This window comes from Fictibacillus macauensis ZFHKF-1 (assembly GCF_000269865.1).
In the GTDB taxonomy this organism is placed as follows: domain Bacteria; phylum Bacillota; class Bacilli; order Bacillales; family Fictibacillaceae; genus Fictibacillus_C; species Fictibacillus_C macauensis.
Map to the genome: position 1 here is coordinate 54,652 of NZ_AKKV01000020.1, position 17,811 is coordinate 72,462.

19 protein-coding genes are annotated in these 17,811 nt (G+C 41.2%); 16 read left to right on the forward strand and 3 right to left on the reverse strand.

What is annotated here, in order from left to right; genetic code table 11:
- Position 1: 1 nt before the first annotated feature.
- On the reverse strand, positions 2-1,567 hold the full coding sequence (gene serA, locus A374_RS03235) for a phosphoglycerate dehydrogenase (RefSeq protein ID WP_007200748.1): 1,566 nt from the start codon (positions 1,565-1,567) through the stop codon (positions 2-4).
- A gap of 242 nt (positions 1,568-1,809) precedes the next feature.
- The gene (locus A374_RS03240; protein ID WP_007200749.1) at positions 1,810-2,058 is read right to left on the reverse strand and encodes a ferredoxin; all 249 of its coding nucleotides are present in this window, start codon (positions 2,056-2,058) and stop codon (positions 1,810-1,812) included.
- 202 nt (positions 2,059-2,260) lie between these two features.
- On the opposite strand from A374_RS03240, the gene A374_RS03245 reads away from it, so the two are divergent.
- The 5 genes from A374_RS03245 (at position 2,261) to A374_RS03265 (ending at position 6,375) form a co-directional block, all read left to right on the forward strand.
- The gene (locus tag A374_RS03245) at positions 2,261-3,307 is read left to right on the forward strand and encodes a YpbB family protein (protein WP_007200750.1); all 1,047 of its coding nucleotides are present in this window, start codon (positions 2,261-2,263) and stop codon (positions 3,305-3,307) included.
- Between the two features lies 1 nt (position 3,308).
- A complete protein-coding gene (locus A374_RS03250; RefSeq protein ID WP_007200751.1) occupies positions 3,309-4,856 on the forward strand; it encodes a RecQ family ATP-dependent DNA helicase in 1,548 nt (515 codons plus the stop codon).
- On the forward strand, positions 4,813-5,418 hold the full coding sequence (locus A374_RS03255) for a CPBP family intramembrane glutamic endopeptidase (RefSeq protein WP_007200752.1): 606 nt from the start codon (positions 4,813-4,815) through the stop codon (positions 5,416-5,418). Before A374_RS03250 ends, A374_RS03255 begins: the two co-directional genes overlap by 44 nt.
- Before the next feature lie 133 nt (positions 5,419-5,551).
- Entirely contained in the window at positions 5,552-5,800 is a 249-nt protein-coding gene (locus A374_RS03260; protein ID WP_007200753.1) for a hypothetical protein, read from the forward strand.
- Between the two features lie 122 nt (positions 5,801-5,922).
- A complete protein-coding gene (locus A374_RS03265) occupies positions 5,923-6,375 on the forward strand; it encodes a DUF2663 family protein (protein ID WP_007200754.1) in 453 nt (150 codons plus the stop codon).
- A 2-nt stretch (positions 6,376-6,377) separates the two neighbouring features.
- Here A374_RS03265 and A374_RS03270 read toward each other — a convergent pair whose 3' ends face one another.
- Positions 6,378-6,596 (reverse strand): hypothetical protein, encoded by a 219-nt coding sequence (locus tag A374_RS03270; RefSeq protein ID WP_007200755.1) that lies wholly within the window; start codon positions 6,594-6,596, stop codon positions 6,378-6,380.
- 148 nt (positions 6,597-6,744) lie between these two features.
- Between A374_RS03270 and A374_RS03275 the strand changes: the two genes are divergently transcribed.
- The 11 genes from A374_RS03275 to cmk all read left to right on the forward strand — a co-directional run bounded on the left by A374_RS03275 (position 6,745) and on the right by cmk (position 17,807).
- A complete protein-coding gene (locus A374_RS03275; protein WP_007200756.1) occupies positions 6,745-7,377 on the forward strand; it encodes a CBS domain-containing protein in 633 nt (210 codons plus the stop codon).
- Positions 7,378-7,550: 173 nt separating this feature from the next.
- The gene (locus A374_RS03280) at positions 7,551-8,471 is read left to right on the forward strand and encodes a MerR family transcriptional regulator (protein ID WP_007200757.1); all 921 of its coding nucleotides are present in this window, start codon (positions 7,551-7,553) and stop codon (positions 8,469-8,471) included.
- An 89-nt stretch (positions 8,472-8,560) separates the two neighbouring features.
- On the forward strand, positions 8,561-9,151 hold the full coding sequence (locus tag A374_RS03285; RefSeq protein ID WP_007200758.1) for a genetic competence negative regulator: 591 nt from the start codon (positions 8,561-8,563) through the stop codon (positions 9,149-9,151).
- A gap of 159 nt (positions 9,152-9,310) precedes the next feature.
- Positions 9,311-10,231, forward strand: a complete 921-nt coding sequence (locus tag A374_RS03290; protein ID WP_007200759.1) for a D-alanine--D-alanine ligase family protein — start codon at positions 9,311-9,313, stop codon at positions 10,229-10,231.
- 187 nt (positions 10,232-10,418) lie between these two features.
- Positions 10,419-11,699 (forward strand): Glu/Leu/Phe/Val family dehydrogenase, encoded by a 1,281-nt coding sequence (locus tag A374_RS03295; protein WP_007200760.1) that lies wholly within the window; start codon positions 10,419-10,421, stop codon positions 11,697-11,699.
- 162 nt (positions 11,700-11,861) lie between these two features.
- A complete protein-coding gene (locus A374_RS03300) occupies positions 11,862-12,830 on the forward strand; it encodes a YpdA family putative bacillithiol disulfide reductase (RefSeq protein WP_007200761.1) in 969 nt (322 codons plus the stop codon).
- A 107-nt stretch (positions 12,831-12,937) separates the two neighbouring features.
- On the forward strand, positions 12,938-13,903 hold the full coding sequence (locus A374_RS03305) for an asparaginase (protein ID WP_040340290.1): 966 nt from the start codon (positions 12,938-12,940) through the stop codon (positions 13,901-13,903).
- A gap of 26 nt (positions 13,904-13,929) precedes the next feature.
- Positions 13,930-14,607 carry a glutamic-type intramembrane protease PrsW gene (prsW, locus tag A374_RS03310; RefSeq protein WP_007200763.1) on the forward strand — a complete coding sequence of 226 codons (678 nt, stop codon included), beginning with the start codon at positions 13,930-13,932 and terminating at the stop codon, positions 14,605-14,607.
- Positions 14,608-14,743: 136 nt separating this feature from the next.
- Positions 14,744-15,550, forward strand: coding sequence for a spore cortex-lytic enzyme (gene sleB / locus A374_RS03315; RefSeq protein WP_007200764.1), 807 nt, complete (start codon positions 14,744-14,746; stop codon positions 15,548-15,550).
- Between the two features lie 12 nt (positions 15,551-15,562).
- Positions 15,563-16,912 (forward strand): germination protein YpeB, encoded by a 1,350-nt coding sequence (gene ypeB, locus A374_RS03320; RefSeq protein WP_007200765.1) that lies wholly within the window; start codon positions 15,563-15,565, stop codon positions 16,910-16,912.
- A 223-nt stretch (positions 16,913-17,135) separates the two neighbouring features.
- On the forward strand, positions 17,136-17,807 hold the full coding sequence (cmk, locus tag A374_RS03325; protein WP_007200766.1) for a (d)CMP kinase: 672 nt from the start codon (positions 17,136-17,138) through the stop codon (positions 17,805-17,807).
- Positions 17,808-17,811: the final 4 nt, after the last annotated feature.

A 17,811-nucleotide genomic window follows, 5' to 3' on the forward strand; every position in this document is an offset into this window, starting at 1 on the left:
GTTATAGTGCAAGAGATTTTGCTGATACGACGTCTTTTAACTGCCTAATTTTCATTTCAGTTTCTTTTGTTAGTTCATGATCAAAGGTTAGGAGCATAATTGCTTCGCCACCCGCTTTTTTACGACCGACTTGCATGGAAGCGATATTAATGTCTAAATCGCCAAGCAGTTTACCAACATTGCCGATTACCCCTGGTTTATCAACATGCTCAATGTAAATCATGGCTCCCTCAGGCATAAAGTCGGTAACATAGCCATTCATATTTACAATCCTTGGACCATAGCCCGGGATATACGTAGATTGCAAGCTAAAGGAATCATGTTCTCCAATGACTTCTACTTGTAAGCAATTTTCATAGCCGTACGTTTCAGAACGCGACGTTTCACTAATGGTAAACCCTTGTTCTTTTGCGATCAATGGCGCATTAATATCATTCACATAACGATCGACGCGTTGCATGAGAAATCCAGATAATAAACCGCGCGTGACAAGCCCTGTATCATGATCAGTGATCGTCCCTGAGAATGACAAGCGAATTTCTTTCACACCTGACGTAAAGACTTGACTTAAAATCTGACCAGAAAGCTTTGCAAGCTCATGAAACGGCATAATTTTTTGTAATTCCTCACCAGGTACTGACGGAAGATTGATGGCATTTTTAACGGTTTTGCCGTTGAAAAAGCCGTGAATTTCTTGCGCCACGCCAACAGCTACATTTAATTGAGCTTCTGTTGTAGAAGCAGCAATATGTGGAGTCGCTACAACGTTCGGCAAATGTACGAGCTTATTATTTGTAGCCGGCTCTTCAATAAATACATCAAGCGCACAGCCAGCAGCATGACCGCTTTTTAGGCAATCATACAGCGCCTCTTCATCATAAATGCCGCCTCGCGCACAATTAATGAAATAAACCCCTTTTTTCGTTTTCGCTAAGTTTTCTTTAGAAAGTAAGTTTTTTGTTTCTTTTGTTAACGGTGTATGCACCGTAATAATATCGCTTGTTGTTAACAATGCGTCAAGCGACACGGATTGAACGTGTAACGATTTGGCACGTTCTTCTGTTAAAAAGGGATCAAAGACGATAACGTCCGTTTGAAAGGCCTTCAATCGTTTTGCAAGCTCGGTACCAATGCGTCCTAATCCAATGATTCCGACAACCTTACCTAATAGCTCGGAACCTTTAAAGGAAGAGCGATTCCATTTTCCTTCTAGGATGGAATGATTTGCTTGTGGTATACGACGCAATAATGACATCATCATAGCGAATGTATGCTCGGCTGTCGAAATTGTATTTCCATCTGGCGCGTTAATAACAAGCACGCCGCGTTTTGATGCCGCGTCAATATCGATATTGTCTGTCCCTACCCCAGCACGTGCGACAATTTTTAAAGAGGGAAATTGTGCTAGCAACTCCGCCGTCACTTGTGTTGCACTTCGGACGATCAGGGCATCGATCGTTGTCGGTGCTTCATCAACGGATCCGTAAATGACTGACACATTGGAGTCATTCTCTAACACCGTAAGGCCTTCTTTTGCGATCGAATCTGTTGCTAAAACTTGAAACATGTTTTGTTCACTCCTAATTCATTGATAGATATTATGATAATTTACCATAGTAAAGCGTAGAGTTCAAAGAGATCTTTTTGTACGATGAGGCTAGAACGGGCTGCCTAGCCTTCAAAAAGTCAGGCAGAGCAATGATGAAGGCGCTTCCTATAAAATTTAATTGACAATGGTTATCATTTGATTTTTAATGAAATGGAGATATAGAAAAAACCCCTCTACATGTGAGAAGGGTTTCTAAAGAACTATTCGAATTTTAAAGCGTCGCCTTCAAATGGCTCGTCAGCTACTTTAATAGAATCAGTAGGACAACCTTCGAACGCATCTTGCATATCGTCAAGAAGAACATCAGGAATCTCAACAATTCCTTGGTTCTCATCAAGTGTAACGAAGGCAATTCCTTCATCATCATAATCATAAATATCTGGCGCAGCTGCTCCACAAGCTCCGCAAGCAATGCAAGTGTCTTTGTCTACAATTGTGTACTTTGGCATGTGATAACCTCCTAATCATAGTAAGAATGATACAATCGAACACGTATACATTTCAATTTCGTTAATCTTTGTAACTAATGCGTGCTATTCATATTGTAAGTGAATGTGAGCCCTCTTTTCAATAGAAAAATCCCGTTATGTGCAGTTTTCTTACCGGAAACGTTTACAAATAGAAGGGAATGAGAGAAAGAGAGGAGAAATAATGCAACAATTTCTAATTCTTTTTGCGATTGGAAAGCTAAATGGGGAACGAAGCTTATCCGGTGTGCTTCATTTATTAAATGGCAAAAAAACATCGCAGACGTTAACCGATGGCACGTTATTCCATGCCTCTTTTTTATTTTCAGCGCTTCCGGCACTGGACCGAGCCACGTTAGAAACAGAAGTGAAACAGCTTCAAGCAAATGGTTGGGTGCGCTCGCTCTCGGCAGAAACCTATTGTATGACTTCACTCGGGACGCAAGCCCTTCAGACATGGCAAAAGAAGCATCCGTATCTTCTAACGATCAACAGTTTAAAGTATCGCAAAGCAGAGACGCTTTTTTTTAATGTAGTATCGCTTTACGTACAGTCCTTAGCGCACGTACTTCACAACGACACCCGTTTTTTACCAATTTGTAACGATTTTCATGTACAGCGTATTGTGAAGCGCTGCATGCCAAAGCGTTCTGAGCGCCAAGCAAGTGCAGATCAGCACTATCAAGAATGGCTAACTCTCCTCAATCAACTAGACGAGAAAAGCGCCACGCTGTTTGTGCTGCGAATGTCGCATCGTACCCGAACAGGGCTAACGATTGAGCAACTAGCAGATCAGATAGCGCTATCAAAAGAAGAAGTGTCCTTGCGGTTTCGAGCGGTTCTTCATCATTTTTTACAAGAAGCGCTTCAACAACCAACGCTCTATCCGATGCTTCATACGTTGGCTGCGGCAAGTATAGGGGTAGAGAGCGTACCGTTAACGCAGTCAGCTACTAAAACGTATGAATTGCTGCAGCAGGGAATGACGCCGCAAGAAATCCTTCGTCGGCGCAACATTAAAAGGAGCACGTTAGAAGATCACCTAGTAGAAGCGGCTATTCATGTGCCTACGTTTTCTATTGATGCCTTTGTTTCTAAAGACGAGCAACAAGCGATCCAAACAGCCTTTACGACGTTAAAAACGAAAAAGTTAAAAACATTAAAAGAGGCACTGCAAGATGTATCCTACTTTAAAATCCGACTGGTTCTTGGGAAAAAAGGAAGTGAATAAGATGCATTTAACAGAAATTCTCCATAAACGCTTCGGCTTTCCAACATTTCGCGACGGACAACGACCGGTCATTGAAGCGGTATTGCAAGGAAAAGATGTACTCGCGCTTATGCCAACCGGCAGTGGAAAATCATTATGTTATCAATTGCCGGGCTATGTTTGGAACACGCCTGTCTTAATTGTCTCGCCGCTGCTTTCGCTCATGGATGATCAAGTGCAGCAGTTAAAGGCTGCTGGTGAAAAACGGGCAGTCGCTTTAAATAGCTTTTTATCGATGGAGGAACGACGCCACGTTTTAGCGAATCTGTCATCGTACCGCTTTATCTTTATATCTCCCGAATTGTTGCAAAATGCCTATGTGGTACAGCAGTTAAAACGATGCACCATATCGCTATTTGTTGTTGACGAGGCTCATTGTATTTCACAATGGGGTCATGAATTTCGCACGAGCTATTTACGGTTAGGAAGTGTTAGAGAGAAAATAGGCCGCCCACCGTGTCTTGCATTGACAGCAACGGCAACGAACATCGTACAAGAAGATATTGTGCAGCAATTGCATTTGCAAGATTATGAAGCTCATCTTGCGTCTGTTGATCGTCCTAATATTAAATTGGTCACCGAAACGTTTGCTACCGAGGCAGATAAGCTGACGCGCTTGCAATCATTACTAAAAGAACTACCTGGACAAGGCATTATTTATGCCGCTACACGACAATGGGCGGAACGTTTAGCTCAAGCATTAAGAGAAGACGGCCACGAGCGTGTAGCCGCTTATCATGGCGGCATGGAGGCCACTGATCGACAGCTTATTCAAAAACAGTTTTTGCGAAATGAATTAGACTGCATCTGTAGTACAAATGCTTTTGGAATGGGCATTAATAAAGGAGATATTACGTGGGTTATTCATTTCCAGCTTCCGTCTGATATGGAGTCTTACGTTCAAGAAGTAGGACGGGCTGGCAGAAACGGGGCACAAAGTGTGGCTATTTTGTTGTATAGTCCAACAGATGAAGAGCTACCGTCTCGCCTCATTCAACAAGAATTTCCTACCGAACAGCAGCTTCAGCAAGTCACGCGTATGGAAGGCTTGAATCGTGAGAGCGCATCCTCTCGTCTTTTTGCGTTAGGGATGGGAGAATCAGCTCTTAATTTTACGCTCTATCAACTTGAGAGTGAAGGGTATTTTAATTCACTTCCCAATCAAGAGCTACCTAAAGCCATTGAGAAAATTATAGAGCGGATGGAGTACCGAAAAGCTCTAAAGCGAAAAATGTTACAGAACATGATACAATGGACGCAAGGCTCTTTTTGTAAAAGGGAGTATATTATCACATATTTTGATGAGGACTTTCAAAAAGTAGGTCGACCTCCTTATTGTTGCAGTTATTGCTGTGGACATGATGTTCATTTTCTAGAACAACAAAAGAGAGAATTGCGACCTCCACTGCAAACATCATGGCGAAGTGAGCTTCGTTTCATTTTTAACCAGGAAAGTGATGATTCACATGAGCAAGAAAAACCAAGCGGCATTGATTCAACAATTAAGTGATACCGAATTATATCTTAATATCTATTTATCACAACTATTATTTTTAGTCGCCGGAAGTATACTGATGTTCTTCACTTCTTTTCCATGGTCACACGTAACGTGGAATACGAAAGCAGAATTATATGGTTTGGGACTAGCGATTGGTACCGTTCTATTCAATTTGCTTCTTTACAAATGGCTGCCTCTTTCATATGTAGATGATGGGGGTATTAATGAACGGATTTTTTCATCATTATCACTACCAAACATTGCGTTGCTGACGCTTGTCATCGCCATTTGTGAGGAATGGCTATTTCGAGGCGCCTTACAAAACCTGCTTGGTTTACATATAACGAGTATTTGTTTTGCGTTGCTACATATTCGCTATCTGAAAAAACCAGTCCTATTTAGTGTAGCGGTTCTATTAAGCTACCTTCTAGGCTATTTATATGAAAGTACAGATAATTTAGTAGCGCCCATGAGCGCTCACTTTCTCATTGATTTTTTACTCGGAGCGCTTCTAGCAAAACGAGGATCTTCACGCGCCATCAAGGAAATGGTTACAAGATCTAAAAGGGAGTAACACGTTACCAAACTATAAATCTTTATAGGTAAGAGGGGAGGAACGTTGTCAACATGTTTGCCGCTTTAGGCATGGATCCAGCGAGATAAGCCTACTAGCAACTGCACGCATCGTTTAGGCAACGGAGGACGCAGTGAGTAACGATCAGTCTCTTCCATCACGGAAAGAGTATCACAGTCGAAAAAAACGCTCAGCAAACAAAAGCAACCAAGAAGCTACAGAAGGCGCTCCTAAAAAACGAAAAGCCTCCTTGAGCCAATGGTTGCTTGGTTTATTCTTATTACTGATTATCGCTGCCTTCACCTTGAAGTTATGGTTACCACAGCTAACAAAACCGCTTCCAGAGGATGGGGATAGTCACTCTGTTCATATTGAGTCATAAGAATGTAAAAAAACTGCCGGCCCTAAATTGCTGGCAGTTTTTTTACGATTGTTTTCTGAAATACAAGCAATCGGAATGAATTGTTTCATCACTGCATAGCTTTTTAGCAGGAGGGAGCACACATGAATGCCATCAACTACTGGAAGGTCGAGCCTTACATTTCGGATCTTTGTAAAGTTGTTTTAACAACACTCATTGAGAAAAAAGAAAAGAAGGATCATGCGGATAAACAAATGAAATGGTGGGGAGTGTATAGCTCACTAATGGGCGCGTTAGCGTTTATTTACGTGTTTGGTTTTAAATGGAATGAGGCAGAGGGTGTTCGGACAGCTGTAATGTCCATTGCGAGCGATCGTTTAATATGGTTTATGGCTCTCTACTTTGTTCTGGCAAGCCTTCAGTGGAAACGATTGAACAAACAACATGAAAAAGCATGTGAAGAATTTGAGAATTTGCGCAAAGAAATGATTGATCGCGGTGAAGAGTTGTGGCCGCAACCGGATCGGCAGAATTATAAACATCAAGTGCTAACGTACATGAGTGAGGCACATAACATTAATTTATATTACAAATAGCACTAGTGAACGCAAGGACAACCGAAGAAAAAGTAATCATCAAGCGCATGTTTTTCAGAATTGATGACAATATAGCGATCATCTCGTGCCTGGATTCGGCCAAATGCAATCGTTTGGTGAGCTTGGGGACAGTACACTTCTACAGGTAGCCCCAATTTTTCGTTGTAGGCAAAATCTTGATCCATCACGAGTGATTTTGTTTTCATTTTCATTAAAGTCATAGGAAACCGCTTCCTTTCTTTAACAATTCAAAATCAGTTCATACATGTAATGATAAGGCATCTTTTACACATTTACAATAAATTTTTTAAATATTCTTATAACTTTAAAGTTACGATAGCACATGAAATAAGGAGCGTGAAGCAAGGTATGTTCGTTAAAAGTCATATGATTCCACTGCGCAAAACCCATGCGATTTCGGCGCATGAAAAGGCTGCTGTAGCCTTGCAACTGATGGAACGGTATGACCTTGATGCCATTCCTGTAATTCAGGATGAATGTTTCAAAGGAATGATCACCCGTCATTCATTGTATGAGGCATACTACAAAAGTGATCTTACGCGCGCTATTTTTTTAGAAAAAACGAAAGCACTTGAGATCGCAGCGTTTAAAAATCAGTGGATTCATGAAGATGAAGTGTTCGAACGAACGTTATTAATGGTCAAGGATACGCCAATTGTTGCGGTTGCAGATAAACATCAAAAATTATTAGGCATCGTTACGCGCTATGATGTTCTCGAACAATTTCAAAGCGCCTTTGGGATGAAAAAGCGAGGCGTTCGCATTTCATTTGCTTCTCAAGAATCAGAGGGTAGAATTGCCCGCCTCTCTGAAATAACGAAACAATTTCATGAAAATATTATTTCATTAACAACCTTTGATGAAAGCGATCAGCTTGTAAGGCGGATGGTTATGAAGGTAGAAAAGACACCAAGATTTGATCGTTTTATTGAAAAATTAAAGCAGTCTGGCTTTCGAATTATTAGCATTCATGAAGAGTAAAGGGCAAGCCCTAGAGGTTAGGGCTGTCCTTTTTCTAAAAAATCAGTTAAAATAACGTTTAACATGAAATACCTCCTCCATAGGTCTACCGTTTCGAAAAGTACCATAATTTACAGATTCTAGCCTCTGGGCTATACTTAAAGAGAACAATCAGCTATTGGAGGATATAGGAAATGGCTTTACAACAAGGAAAATACAATATTAAAGCCGTGTCAAAAATGCTAGGCATTCAAGCGGGAACGTTACGAGCTTGGGAACGAAGATACGCCATCATTGAACCGAAACGAAATGAGGCAGGACACCGGCTTTACACAGATGAACATATCTATATCATCAAATGGCTTATGAACAAAGTGGAGCAAGGGTTTACCATTAGTCAAGCTGTCGATTTGTTAGAACATAAAGAGCATAGCTTTAAAGAAGAAGTAACGACGGATTCCAAACAACATCAAGATTATGCTAAACAATTAGCGGACGAGCTCTTACGGGCGTTGTTAGCATTTGACGAAAATCAAGCAAAGGAAGTACTTGACCGCGCTTTTAGTTTGTTTTCCATTGAGAAAGTAGCGATTGATGTCCTCGGTTCGTTGCTCGTACAAATCGGTCATCTATGGGAACGACGCGAGATTACCGTTGCTCATGAACATTACGCAAGCTCGTTCTTAAAAGCAAAAATCGGAAACGTCATGTACCATTTACCGGTTGATCGTTATTTACCTAAAGTAATAGCTGTCTGTGGCTTGCAAGAAACGCATGAACTTGGGCTGCTTATTTTTACTTTATTTCTTCGTCAGCGAGGCTTTCCCGTTATATATCTTGGAGAAGGCATCCCGCCAGAAGATCTTCCTATTGTAGTAGAGGAGGTAGAGGCGAAATGGGTATTCGTATCATGCACGATGGGCGAGTACGCGCTCCAAACGACACAATGGTTAGCACAAACGAAGGCACACTATCCAGCGCTTCAAATTGGGGTTGGTGGTCCTGGAATTGAATATTTATCCAATGATATAAAAAATAAATTTAAAGACATGATAATAGGGAATACAAAATCTGAGTGGGAAGATTGGATTCACCAATCGTTGAAAGAAAACTAACGACCGCTTCTTAACTCATTATCACCAACTTTCTTAAGAGTCATATAGTGTAGTAAGAGAAGCGGAATCGATCGTAAGGGGGACTAGAAATGCGGGTAGAGCGATTAACTTATAATAAAATCAAAATCTTCCTAACGTTTGATGACTTAAAAGAACGCGGCATATCCAAGGATGAAATATGGCAGGATATTCCTAAAGTTCATCAGCTATTCCGGGACATGATGACAGAAGCAGACGATGAAGTCGGCTTTAAAGCAGATGGTCCCATTGCCGTCGAAGTTTTTGCTTTACCGGCCCAAGGAATGGTGGTCATTGTGACAAAAGGACACAACGAATATGAATTAGAAGACGATTATGATGAAGATTATATCGAAATGCAAGTAACGATGGATGAGAGTGACGAAATTTTCTATGAATTTTCATCGTTTGAAGATGTAATTTCTTTAGCGAAACGTCTACAGCCACTAGCGATTGCTGGCGGAATTCTCTATTCGTTTGAAAATCGTTTTTATTTAAAGTTTGATGAACAAGACTTTCATCACCTCGAACTAGATACATTGATCGCTTTGCTTGCTGAATTCGGTAGTTCTTCCACCATAACAAGTTATCGCGTAATGGAGTATGGAAAAGAACTGATGAATGCGGATGCTATCTCGATGGTTAATAAACATTTTAACTAAACTCTCAGTGATGCTGGGAGTTTTTTTATGTCGCGTAGAACAAAGAGATTTAAAGTTGAGCGTTACACAGCCCGTTAATACATGGTATGATAGATAAGATTTCCTTAGAGAAGAGAAGCACAAAAAGGGAATATTTTCATGTAGGAGTGGAGTAAAAAAATGAAAATTGCAGTATTGTATGGTGGGGTATCCGCTGAGCGCGAAGTATCATTATCAACAGGTAAACAAATGATGACAGCGCTACAAGAAAAAGGCCATGAAGTAGTCGGTGTTGATTTTCATCCTGATCGCCTACAAGAAATCATTGCACTAGACGTAGACATGGTTGTACTCGGTCTTCATGGTAAATATGGAGAAGACGGACGCTTGCAAAGCGTGCTAGATATGCTGAAGCTTCCCTATGTTGGATCTGGTGTTATGGCATCCGCACTTGCTATGGATAAAGCTCGCTCAAAACAATTTTTCCAAGGAGCTGGCATTCGCACGGCGAAAGAGCTTGTTCTTGATCGTAAATTGTATAAAGAAGCACAAGTGGAGACATTAGAATTCGGGTTCCCAGCTGTTGTGAAGCCGAATCATGAAGGTTCCACGATTGGTCTGACGATTGCACAATCGCTAGCAGACTTAAAAGCTGGAATTGAGACAGCTTTTAAGCATGATACGACAGTATTAGTCGAAGAATTTATAGCTGGAACGGAAGTTACCGTTGCCGTTATGGGCGGAAAAGGCGCGGTTCGTGCTCTTCCTGTTGTTGAAATTGTTCCAAAAAACACATACTACGATTATGAATCAAAATATGCAGCAGGTGGCTCTGAACATTTTGTTCCCGCACGCCTTGATGAAGCAACAACTGCTCTTTTACAAAAGCAAGCAGTTCAAGCGCACGAAGCGCTCGGCTGTGAAGTTTATTCACGTGTTGACTTTATTGTGCCTCCTGATGGAAGTGCACCTGTTATTCTTGAAGTAAATACATTGCCAGGGATGACACCAACAAGCTTATTTCCAGACGCAGCAAGAGAAATCGGGCTGTCCTATCCTGACATGATGGAAGAACTTATTACCTTATCACTGAATAAATAATAAAGGAGCCTCCCTGCACTAATGAAGGGGGGCTATCCAACCTTTATTCTAGGCGTATCTTCACCGTAAGCGCTTACTTTTTTGCGAAGCTTTGAGAAAAATTCCTTCTCATAGAAGGAACAAAGGTGTATACTGTCACTGAAGATGGACTAAACTTTAGAGGTGACAATCAATGGGAGGTAAAACAATGACTGCCCCAAATGCAGCAGATCACAAATCAGATAACCACGAAAATAACAACGTGCTAACCGCTACGCAATCCGTAATTGGTGAAGCGCTTGATAAATTAGGCTATCCTGAAGAAGTGTATGAACTTTTAAAAGAACCAATTCGCATGCTAACCGTACGTATTCCAGTGAAAATGGATGATGGGTCTACGAAAATCTTTACAGGTTATCGTTCGCAACATAACGATTCTGTAGGACCAACAAAAGGTGGCGTACGTTTTCATCCAAATGTAACAGAAACAGAAGTGAAAGCACTTTCTATTTGGATGAGTCTAAAAGCTGGCATTGTTGACTTACCTTACGGCGGCGGAAAAGGCGGAATTATTTGTGACCCGCGCAACATGTCGTTTCGAGAGTTAGAACGGTTAAGTCGTGGCTACGTTCGTGCCATTTCTCAGCTCGTAGGACCAACAAAAGATATTCCAGCTCCAGATGTATTTACAAACTCACAAATTATGGCCTGGATGATGGACGAGTATAGTCGCATTCGCGAGTTTGATTCTCCTGGTTTTATTACAGGAAAACCACTTGTACTTGGTGGCTCACACGGACGTGAAACAGCGACAGCAAAAGGTGTTACCATCTGTATTCGTGAAGCGGCAGCTAAGCGAGGCTTCTCTATAGAAGGAGCACGTGTTGTCATTCAAGGATTCGGAAACGCAGGTAGCTTCTTAGCGAAATTTATGCATGATTCTGGTGCTAAAGTCATCGGTATTTCTGATGCATATGGTGCGCTTCATGATCCAGAAGGATTAGATATTGATTACTTATTGGATCGTCGTGATAGTTTCGGAACGGTTACGAAATTATTTAAAGATACGATTTCTAATAAAGAATTGTTAGAGCTTGATTGTGACATTCTTGTACCAGCTGCGATTGAAAATCAAATTACAGCAGAAAATGCTCACAATATTAAAGCATCGATTGTTGTTGAAGCAGCAAATGGTCCGACAACACTTGAAGGAACAAAAATTCTAACAGAGCGCGGCATTTTGCTCGTACCAGACGTGTTAGCGAGCGCTGGTGGTGTAACCGTTTCCTACTTCGAATGGGTTCAAAATAACCAAGGGTATTACTGGACAGAAGAAGAAGTGGAACAAAAGCTTGAAACTGTTATGGTGAAATCTTTTAACAACGTTTACACAACATCAACGAACAGAAAAGTAAATATGCGTCTCGCTGCCTACATGGTTGGTGTTCGCAAAATGGCGGAAGCGTCACGCTTTAGAGGCTGGATTTAAATATTTTGCAAAATAAGTGGAAATCCCCTATCATCATGGATAGGGGATTTTTTCATGCCTTTTAACAGTAGAAGCAGTAGAAAAAACAGTGAAAATGCATAAGTATGTAAGAAGAAACGAACGGTAAGAAGGAAACAAGCAAGAAGCAGGAGATGGATAGGTATGTATGATGTTTGTATTATAGGCGGAGGTCCATGTGGTTTAGCCGCAGCGATCGCAGTGAAAGAGCGCGGACTGTCCTACGTTGTCATTGAAAAAGGGAATATTGTAGATTCCATATATCGGTATCCAACCCATCAAACGTTCTTTAGTACGAGTGAAAAGTTGGAAATAGGAAACATGCCATTTGTGAACGAAGAACGCAAGCCACGTCGCATTCACGCATTGACGTATTATCGAGAAGTGGCAAAGCGCAAAGCGCTCAATCTTCATACGTTTGAAAAGGTGGAAGAAGTAAGGAAAGATGATCAGAACATTTTCCACATAACGTCTGTAACTGAAAAAGGCAATTCTCGTTCCTATGAGGCGAAAGCCGTTATTGTGGCAACGGGCTATTATGACCATCCGAACTATATGGATATCCCAGGAGAAGCACAAAGTCATGTGTTTCACTATTTTAAAGAAGGTCATCCGTACTACGATAAAGACGTTGTCGTAATCGGTGGGAAAAATTCATCCATTGATACCGCACTTGAGCTACAGAAAGCAGGTGCTCGTGTGACCGTTCTATATCGAGGATCCGATTATTCACCAAGTGTTAAACCGTGGGTATTGCCCGAATTTGTTTCTCACGTAAAAGCAGGAAATATTGCGATGCATTTTGAGGCAAATGTGACGGAAATCGGCTTGGAGGATTTGCAGTATGAACAGCATGGCAGCATGCACACGATTCCTGCGCAGTTTGTTTTTGCGATGACAGGCTATCACCCAGATCACAGCTTTTTGCAACAGATGGGTATTCACATTGATCGGAAAACGGGGCGACCAGAACATAATCCTGAAACGATGGAAACGAATATTGAAAATATCTTTATTTGTGGCGTCATAGCAGCCGGTAATAATGCGAATGAAATTTTTATTGAAAATGGAAGATTTCATGGTGAACGCATTGCACAAAAATTAACGACCTAACACAACGCTCATTTCTGCCTTTTAGCTGGTTCTAGCAGGCGAAAATGAGCGTTTTGTTGCGCTCATGTGAGAGGATAGTATGGTATGATGAAACAGAGGTGAGTGTATTGAAAAAAGTAGCGCTAATCACAACAGGTGGAACCATTGCGAGTAAACCAAATGAAACAACGGGCTTGCTCTCATCTGGAGCTTTAACAGGAGAAGAACTTGCTGAAATGATTGCTCTCCCAAATGATATTGAGGTTGACATTCTTTCATTATTTCAAGTGCCTAGTATGCATATGACATTTGATCATTTACACGTCTTAAAAACAACGATTGAAAAGCTCTATGAAGATGACTCGTTTGATGGAGTCGTCGTGACACATGGAACAGATAGTATTGAAGAAACGGCGTATTATTTAGATTTAACGGTGAGTGATGCACGAACGGTTGTTGTTACAGGCTCACAACGCTCACCAGGTGAAATTGGCAGTGATTCTTATAGTAACATTCGTCATGCCATCTATACCGCGTGTGAAGAACAGTTACAAGGCAGCGGAACGGTTGTTGTCTTTAACGAACGGATCTTTTCAGCACGTTATGTAAAAAAAGTGCATGCCTCAAATTTACAAGGCTTTAATTCGTTTGGTTTCGGTTATTTAGGCATTATTGATAACGATAAGGTCGTGGCGTATCAAAAACCGATTCAGCGTGAAAGCTTTACCTTGCAGGCCGATCTTCCGGAAGTGGATATTATTAAATGTTATTTAGGCGCTACAGGCAAATTTATCGATGCTGCGGTTGCAAGTGGTGTAAAAGGCATTGTACTAGAAGGTGCCGGACGTGGCCAAGTGGCGCCACTGATGATGGCAAGCGTCGAACAAGCCATTGCCCAAGGCGTAAAAGTCGTAATTACAACTTCCTCAGAAGAAGGTCAAGTATATCCAACTTACGACTATTTAGGAAGTACGTATGATCTTGTAAGTCAAGGTGTCGTATTAGGAAAAGATTTTGATAGCAAGAAAGCACGCATTCGCTTAGCTGTGCTATTAGCATCTGGAGAAGCGGAGAACATCGCTTCCCGTTTTTAAAATTTTTAACAGAAATGAGGCCAACGATGCTAGGAATTATTGCGGCAGGAATGGCGCCAGCACTTGCCTTGCTTTGTTTTTTTTATCTTAAGGATCAATATGAAACAGAGCCATTATCGGTTGTAATGCGGCTGTTTGTCGTCGGCATGGTTCTCGTGTTTCCAGCAATGTTAGTAGACTTCGGTATGGCAGAAGAATTTTCATCAGCACATGTGTTGAACGCTTTTTTCGTTTCTCCAGTTGTTGAGGAAGGGTTAAAGTGGTGCATGGTGCTTCTGCTCATTTATAAGCATGCAGAATTTAATGAACCCTATGATGGCATCGTCTATAGTGTGGCTTTGTCGCTTGGCTTTGCATCGCTTGAAAATATCGTGTATTTATACGTGCATGGCGTCCATGAAGCGTTTTTGCGCAGCATTCTTCCAGTGTCAGGTCATGCGTTATTTGCCGTTATAAGTGGTTACTATGTTGGGAAAGCAAAGTTTTCAAGAAATCACAACAAATTGTTTTTGCTATTATCACTGCTCATTCCCGTTATCCTTCATAGTGTGTACAATTGGATTTTGGCAACTTTTACCCATGAATGGTTGTTCGTGATGCTTCCTTTCATGTTGTTTTTATGGTGGAATGGTTTACGAAAAGTGAAGAAAGCCAATGCGAGTAAGCGTGTCTGGCTTGCTCAACAAGAAAAAATAAGCTCATAGTGATGCAACCGAACTAACAAATGTTGGTTCGGTTTTTTTATGTAAGGAAAGAGTTGCCTTCGTATAAAAGAAGATTTTCTAACAAAACATAACTTTACCAACTATGTTACTAGCATGATTTTAGGAGGATGTATCTATGAAAAGAAGAAGGCATTGGTTCTGCTCCATGCTTTTAGCGCTCATTATCATCATAGGAATGCAAGCTTTTACAGAAACACAAGCACACGCATTTTCAAATCAAGTGATTCAACGCGGGGCGACCGGAGATGATGTGATTGAACTACAAGCCCGCCTTCAATATAACGGTTATTTTAAAGGAGCCATTACGGGCGTCTTTAGCTGGAAAACGTATTGGGCATTACGAAATTTCCAACAAAAAAATGGCATGAAAGTCGACGGACTAGCCGGTAAAACAACGAAAGCACGTCTCATTCGGCAAACAAACTATAATAAAGCGCACGTTATGAAGCAGCTTCGTCAAGGACGAACGTATACGAATAATACGAAGCAAAATCAAGCTACACCAGCAAAAAAACAAGCATCTGCAGGAAAAAAACCTGTACCGTCCAAAAATATTCCAGATGGTTTTTCACAAAATGATCTTAACTTAATGGCCAACGCTGTTTATGGTGAGGCACGCGGAGAGCCTTATATCGGTCAAGTAGGCGTAGCGGCGGTCATCATTAATCGCGTCAAAAGTGCCGAGTTTCCAAACACAGTGTCGGGTGTTATTTTCGAGCCTGGTGCTTTTACTGCTGTTTCAGATGGCCAAATTTATTTAACGCCAAATAATACTGCAAAAAAAGCGGTCATGGATGCCTTAAATGGCTGGGATCCTACCGGAGAAGCGCTGTATTACTTTAACCCCGATACCGCGACCTCTAGTTGGATTTGGACCCGGCCCCAAATTAAGAAAATAGGAAAGCATATTTATACTAAATAGGAGGCGATTCTCTTGATTCGCACGGTTACCATCGTAATTTTAGCCATTACAACGCTCGGATTAGGGTACTTTGCCTATAATGAGCATCAAGAGAAAAAAGCGATTGCAATTCAATCGGAAAATAATTATCAACGCGCGTTTCATGAACTAAACTACAACATGGATGCTTTGCACGATAAAATTGGTGAAACGTTAGCGATGAATTCTAAGAAACAATTATCACCTGCGCTCGTCCACGTTTGGCGATTAACGTCAGAAGCGCATAATAATGTCGGTCAGCTGCCGTTAGCGTTACTGCCTTTTAATAAGACGGAAGCCTTCTTAAATGATATAGGGGAATTTTCCTATCGCGTTTCCGTTCGCGATCTTGAAAAGAAACCATTAACGAGTAAAGAGCATCAAACGTTATCGAAGCTCTATCATAATGCTGAGAACATTCAAAATGAACTTCGTCGTACCGAAGCAATCGCAGCGAAAAAAAAGTTAAAGTGGAGTGACGTGCAAGTAGCATTAGCGAAAAAAGATCAACCATCTGACAATACGATTATAGATGGCTTCAAAACGGTTGATAAGTCATCAGAGGGCTATTCCGATACGGATTTCGGACCAGAAGTAACGAGTATTAATAACGCAAGTAAACGAAGCTTTCGTCATTTAAAAGGCAAAGAGATTTCTAAGCAAGAGGCGATTGCGCGAGCCGTTACTTTTTTTCAATTGAAAAAAAACGTGAAAATCTCGGTGAAGGCATCAGGTAAAGGCTCCGTTTATAAAGCCTACTCGTTAACGATCTACAACCCAGATACGAAAGCAACGACCTATATGGATGTTACGAAAAAAGGAGGCTATCCCCTTTGGGTTCTCCAAGACAGAAGTGTTGCTAAAGCAAAATTAAGCCTTAATGATGCTGAAAAAGAAGCGGCCCAGTTCTTAAAGAAACATATGAAGCAGAAGCTACTTCCTGTCTCATCGCAACAGTATGATAATATTGCTGTTTTTACATTTGTTGGTCAACAAAAAGGCGTGCGCATTTATCCGGAACATGTGACGGTGAAAGTAGCGCTTGATAACGGCGATATTATGGGCTATCAAGGAACCGACTTTTTAGTAGCCCACCATCATCGGAACATACCGAAAGAAAAAATAAGCGAAGCGCAAGCACGCAAAAAATTAAGTAAGAAATTTCATGTTAAAGAAACACACCGTGCGATTGTGATCAATGATATTAAACAAGAAGTATCCTGCTATGAATTCATCGGGACACTTGGTCAAGAAACGTATGTTATTTATCTGTCAACGGAAGATGGAAGTGAAGAACTCGTTAAAAAACTGAAAGAAAGCGAACCGAATTACGAAGCGCTTTAATACGATTGTGAAGAAAACTCGCTCTTTCGGGCGAGTTTTCTTAAGCCTTTTTATCGCTTTACTGCCCCGTAGTAATGGGAGATGAGCAATAGACCGTTTTTTCTGTTTATGATATAGTTAAGGACGAATATAACACCGATGAACGTTGCATTGAAGCAGGATTTCCCCTGTATTTTTTGCCGTTGATCAATGACTATACGACAGTAGTAGTGCAGGAGGAAACATGGAAAAGAAATTAAGAATTGCCATTGATGGACCAGCTGGTGCCGGGAAAAGTACGGTTGCCAAGATTGTAGCAGATAAGCTTTCTTACGTGTATATAGATACGGGAGCTATGTATCGCGCGTTAACGTATAAAGCGCTCCAACAGGACGTGAATTTGCATGATGAAGTAGCGCTTGCTGCTCTGCTTAGAGAAACGAAAATTGCCTTGCAAATTACGCCGCACGGACAAGATGTTATTCTTGATGGCCAAAATGTTTCAGCGGAAATCCGTAGCAGTGCAGTAACGAATAACGTGTCATTTGTAGCGACGCCACAAACCGTTCGCGAAGAAATGGTAGATCGTCAACAACAACTGGCTGCTGCAGGTGGCGTTGTGATGGATGGAAGAGATATCGGTACACATGTGATGCCAGAAGCGGAATTAAAAGTCTTTTTAATCGCTTCCGTAGAAGAACGTGCGAAACGACGCTATGATGAAAATATGGCAAAGGGCTTTGAAACAGATTTTGAGAAATTAAAAGAAGAGATTAGCTTACGAGATAAGCGAGATTCTGAACGGGAGTTCGCTCCATTAAAAAAAGCGGATGATGCGTTAGAACTAGACACAACATCAATGTCTATTGATGAAGTCGTCGAAGCTATTCTACGTATGGTCACTGAAAGGGCTTGATAAG

What these genes read in the sequence shown, in the direction of transcription:
- serA (WP_007200748.1), bottom strand. Translation starts at nt 1,567, where the DNA reads ATGTTTCAAGTTTTAGCAACAGATTCGATCGCAAAAGAAGGCCTTACG.
- A374_RS03240 (WP_007200749.1), bottom strand. Translation starts at nt 2,058, where the DNA reads ATGCCAAAGTACACAATTGTAGACAAAGACACTTGCATTGCTTGCGGA.
- A374_RS03245 (WP_007200750.1), top strand. Translation starts at nt 2,261, where the DNA reads ATGCAACAATTTCTAATTCTTTTTGCGATTGGAAAGCTAAATGGGGAA.
- A374_RS03250 (WP_007200751.1), top strand. Translation starts at nt 3,309, where the DNA reads ATGCATTTAACAGAAATTCTCCATAAACGCTTCGGCTTTCCAACATTT.
- A374_RS03255 (WP_007200752.1), top strand. Translation starts at nt 4,813, where the DNA reads ATGAGCAAGAAAAACCAAGCGGCATTGATTCAACAATTAAGTGATACC.
- A374_RS03265 (WP_007200754.1), top strand. Translation starts at nt 5,923, where the DNA reads ATGAATGCCATCAACTACTGGAAGGTCGAGCCTTACATTTCGGATCTT.
- A374_RS03270 (WP_007200755.1), bottom strand. Translation starts at nt 6,596, where the DNA reads ATGACTTTAATGAAAATGAAAACAAAATCACTCGTGATGGATCAAGAT.
- A374_RS03275 (WP_007200756.1), top strand. Translation starts at nt 6,745, where the DNA reads ATGTTCGTTAAAAGTCATATGATTCCACTGCGCAAAACCCATGCGATT.
- A374_RS03280 (WP_007200757.1), top strand. Translation starts at nt 7,551, where the DNA reads ATGGCTTTACAACAAGGAAAATACAATATTAAAGCCGTGTCAAAAATG.
- A374_RS03285 (WP_007200758.1), top strand. Translation starts at nt 8,561, where the DNA reads ATGCGGGTAGAGCGATTAACTTATAATAAAATCAAAATCTTCCTAACG.
- A374_RS03290 (WP_007200759.1), top strand. Translation starts at nt 9,311, where the DNA reads ATGAAAATTGCAGTATTGTATGGTGGGGTATCCGCTGAGCGCGAAGTA.
- A374_RS03295 (WP_007200760.1), top strand. Translation starts at nt 10,419, where the DNA reads ATGACTGCCCCAAATGCAGCAGATCACAAATCAGATAACCACGAAAAT.
- A374_RS03300 (WP_007200761.1), top strand. Translation starts at nt 11,862, where the DNA reads ATGTATGATGTTTGTATTATAGGCGGAGGTCCATGTGGTTTAGCCGCA.
- prsW (WP_007200763.1), top strand. Translation starts at nt 13,930, where the DNA reads ATGCTAGGAATTATTGCGGCAGGAATGGCGCCAGCACTTGCCTTGCTT.
- sleB (WP_007200764.1), top strand. Translation starts at nt 14,744, where the DNA reads ATGAAAAGAAGAAGGCATTGGTTCTGCTCCATGCTTTTAGCGCTCATT.
- cmk (WP_007200766.1), top strand. Translation starts at nt 17,136, where the DNA reads ATGGAAAAGAAATTAAGAATTGCCATTGATGGACCAGCTGGTGCCGGG.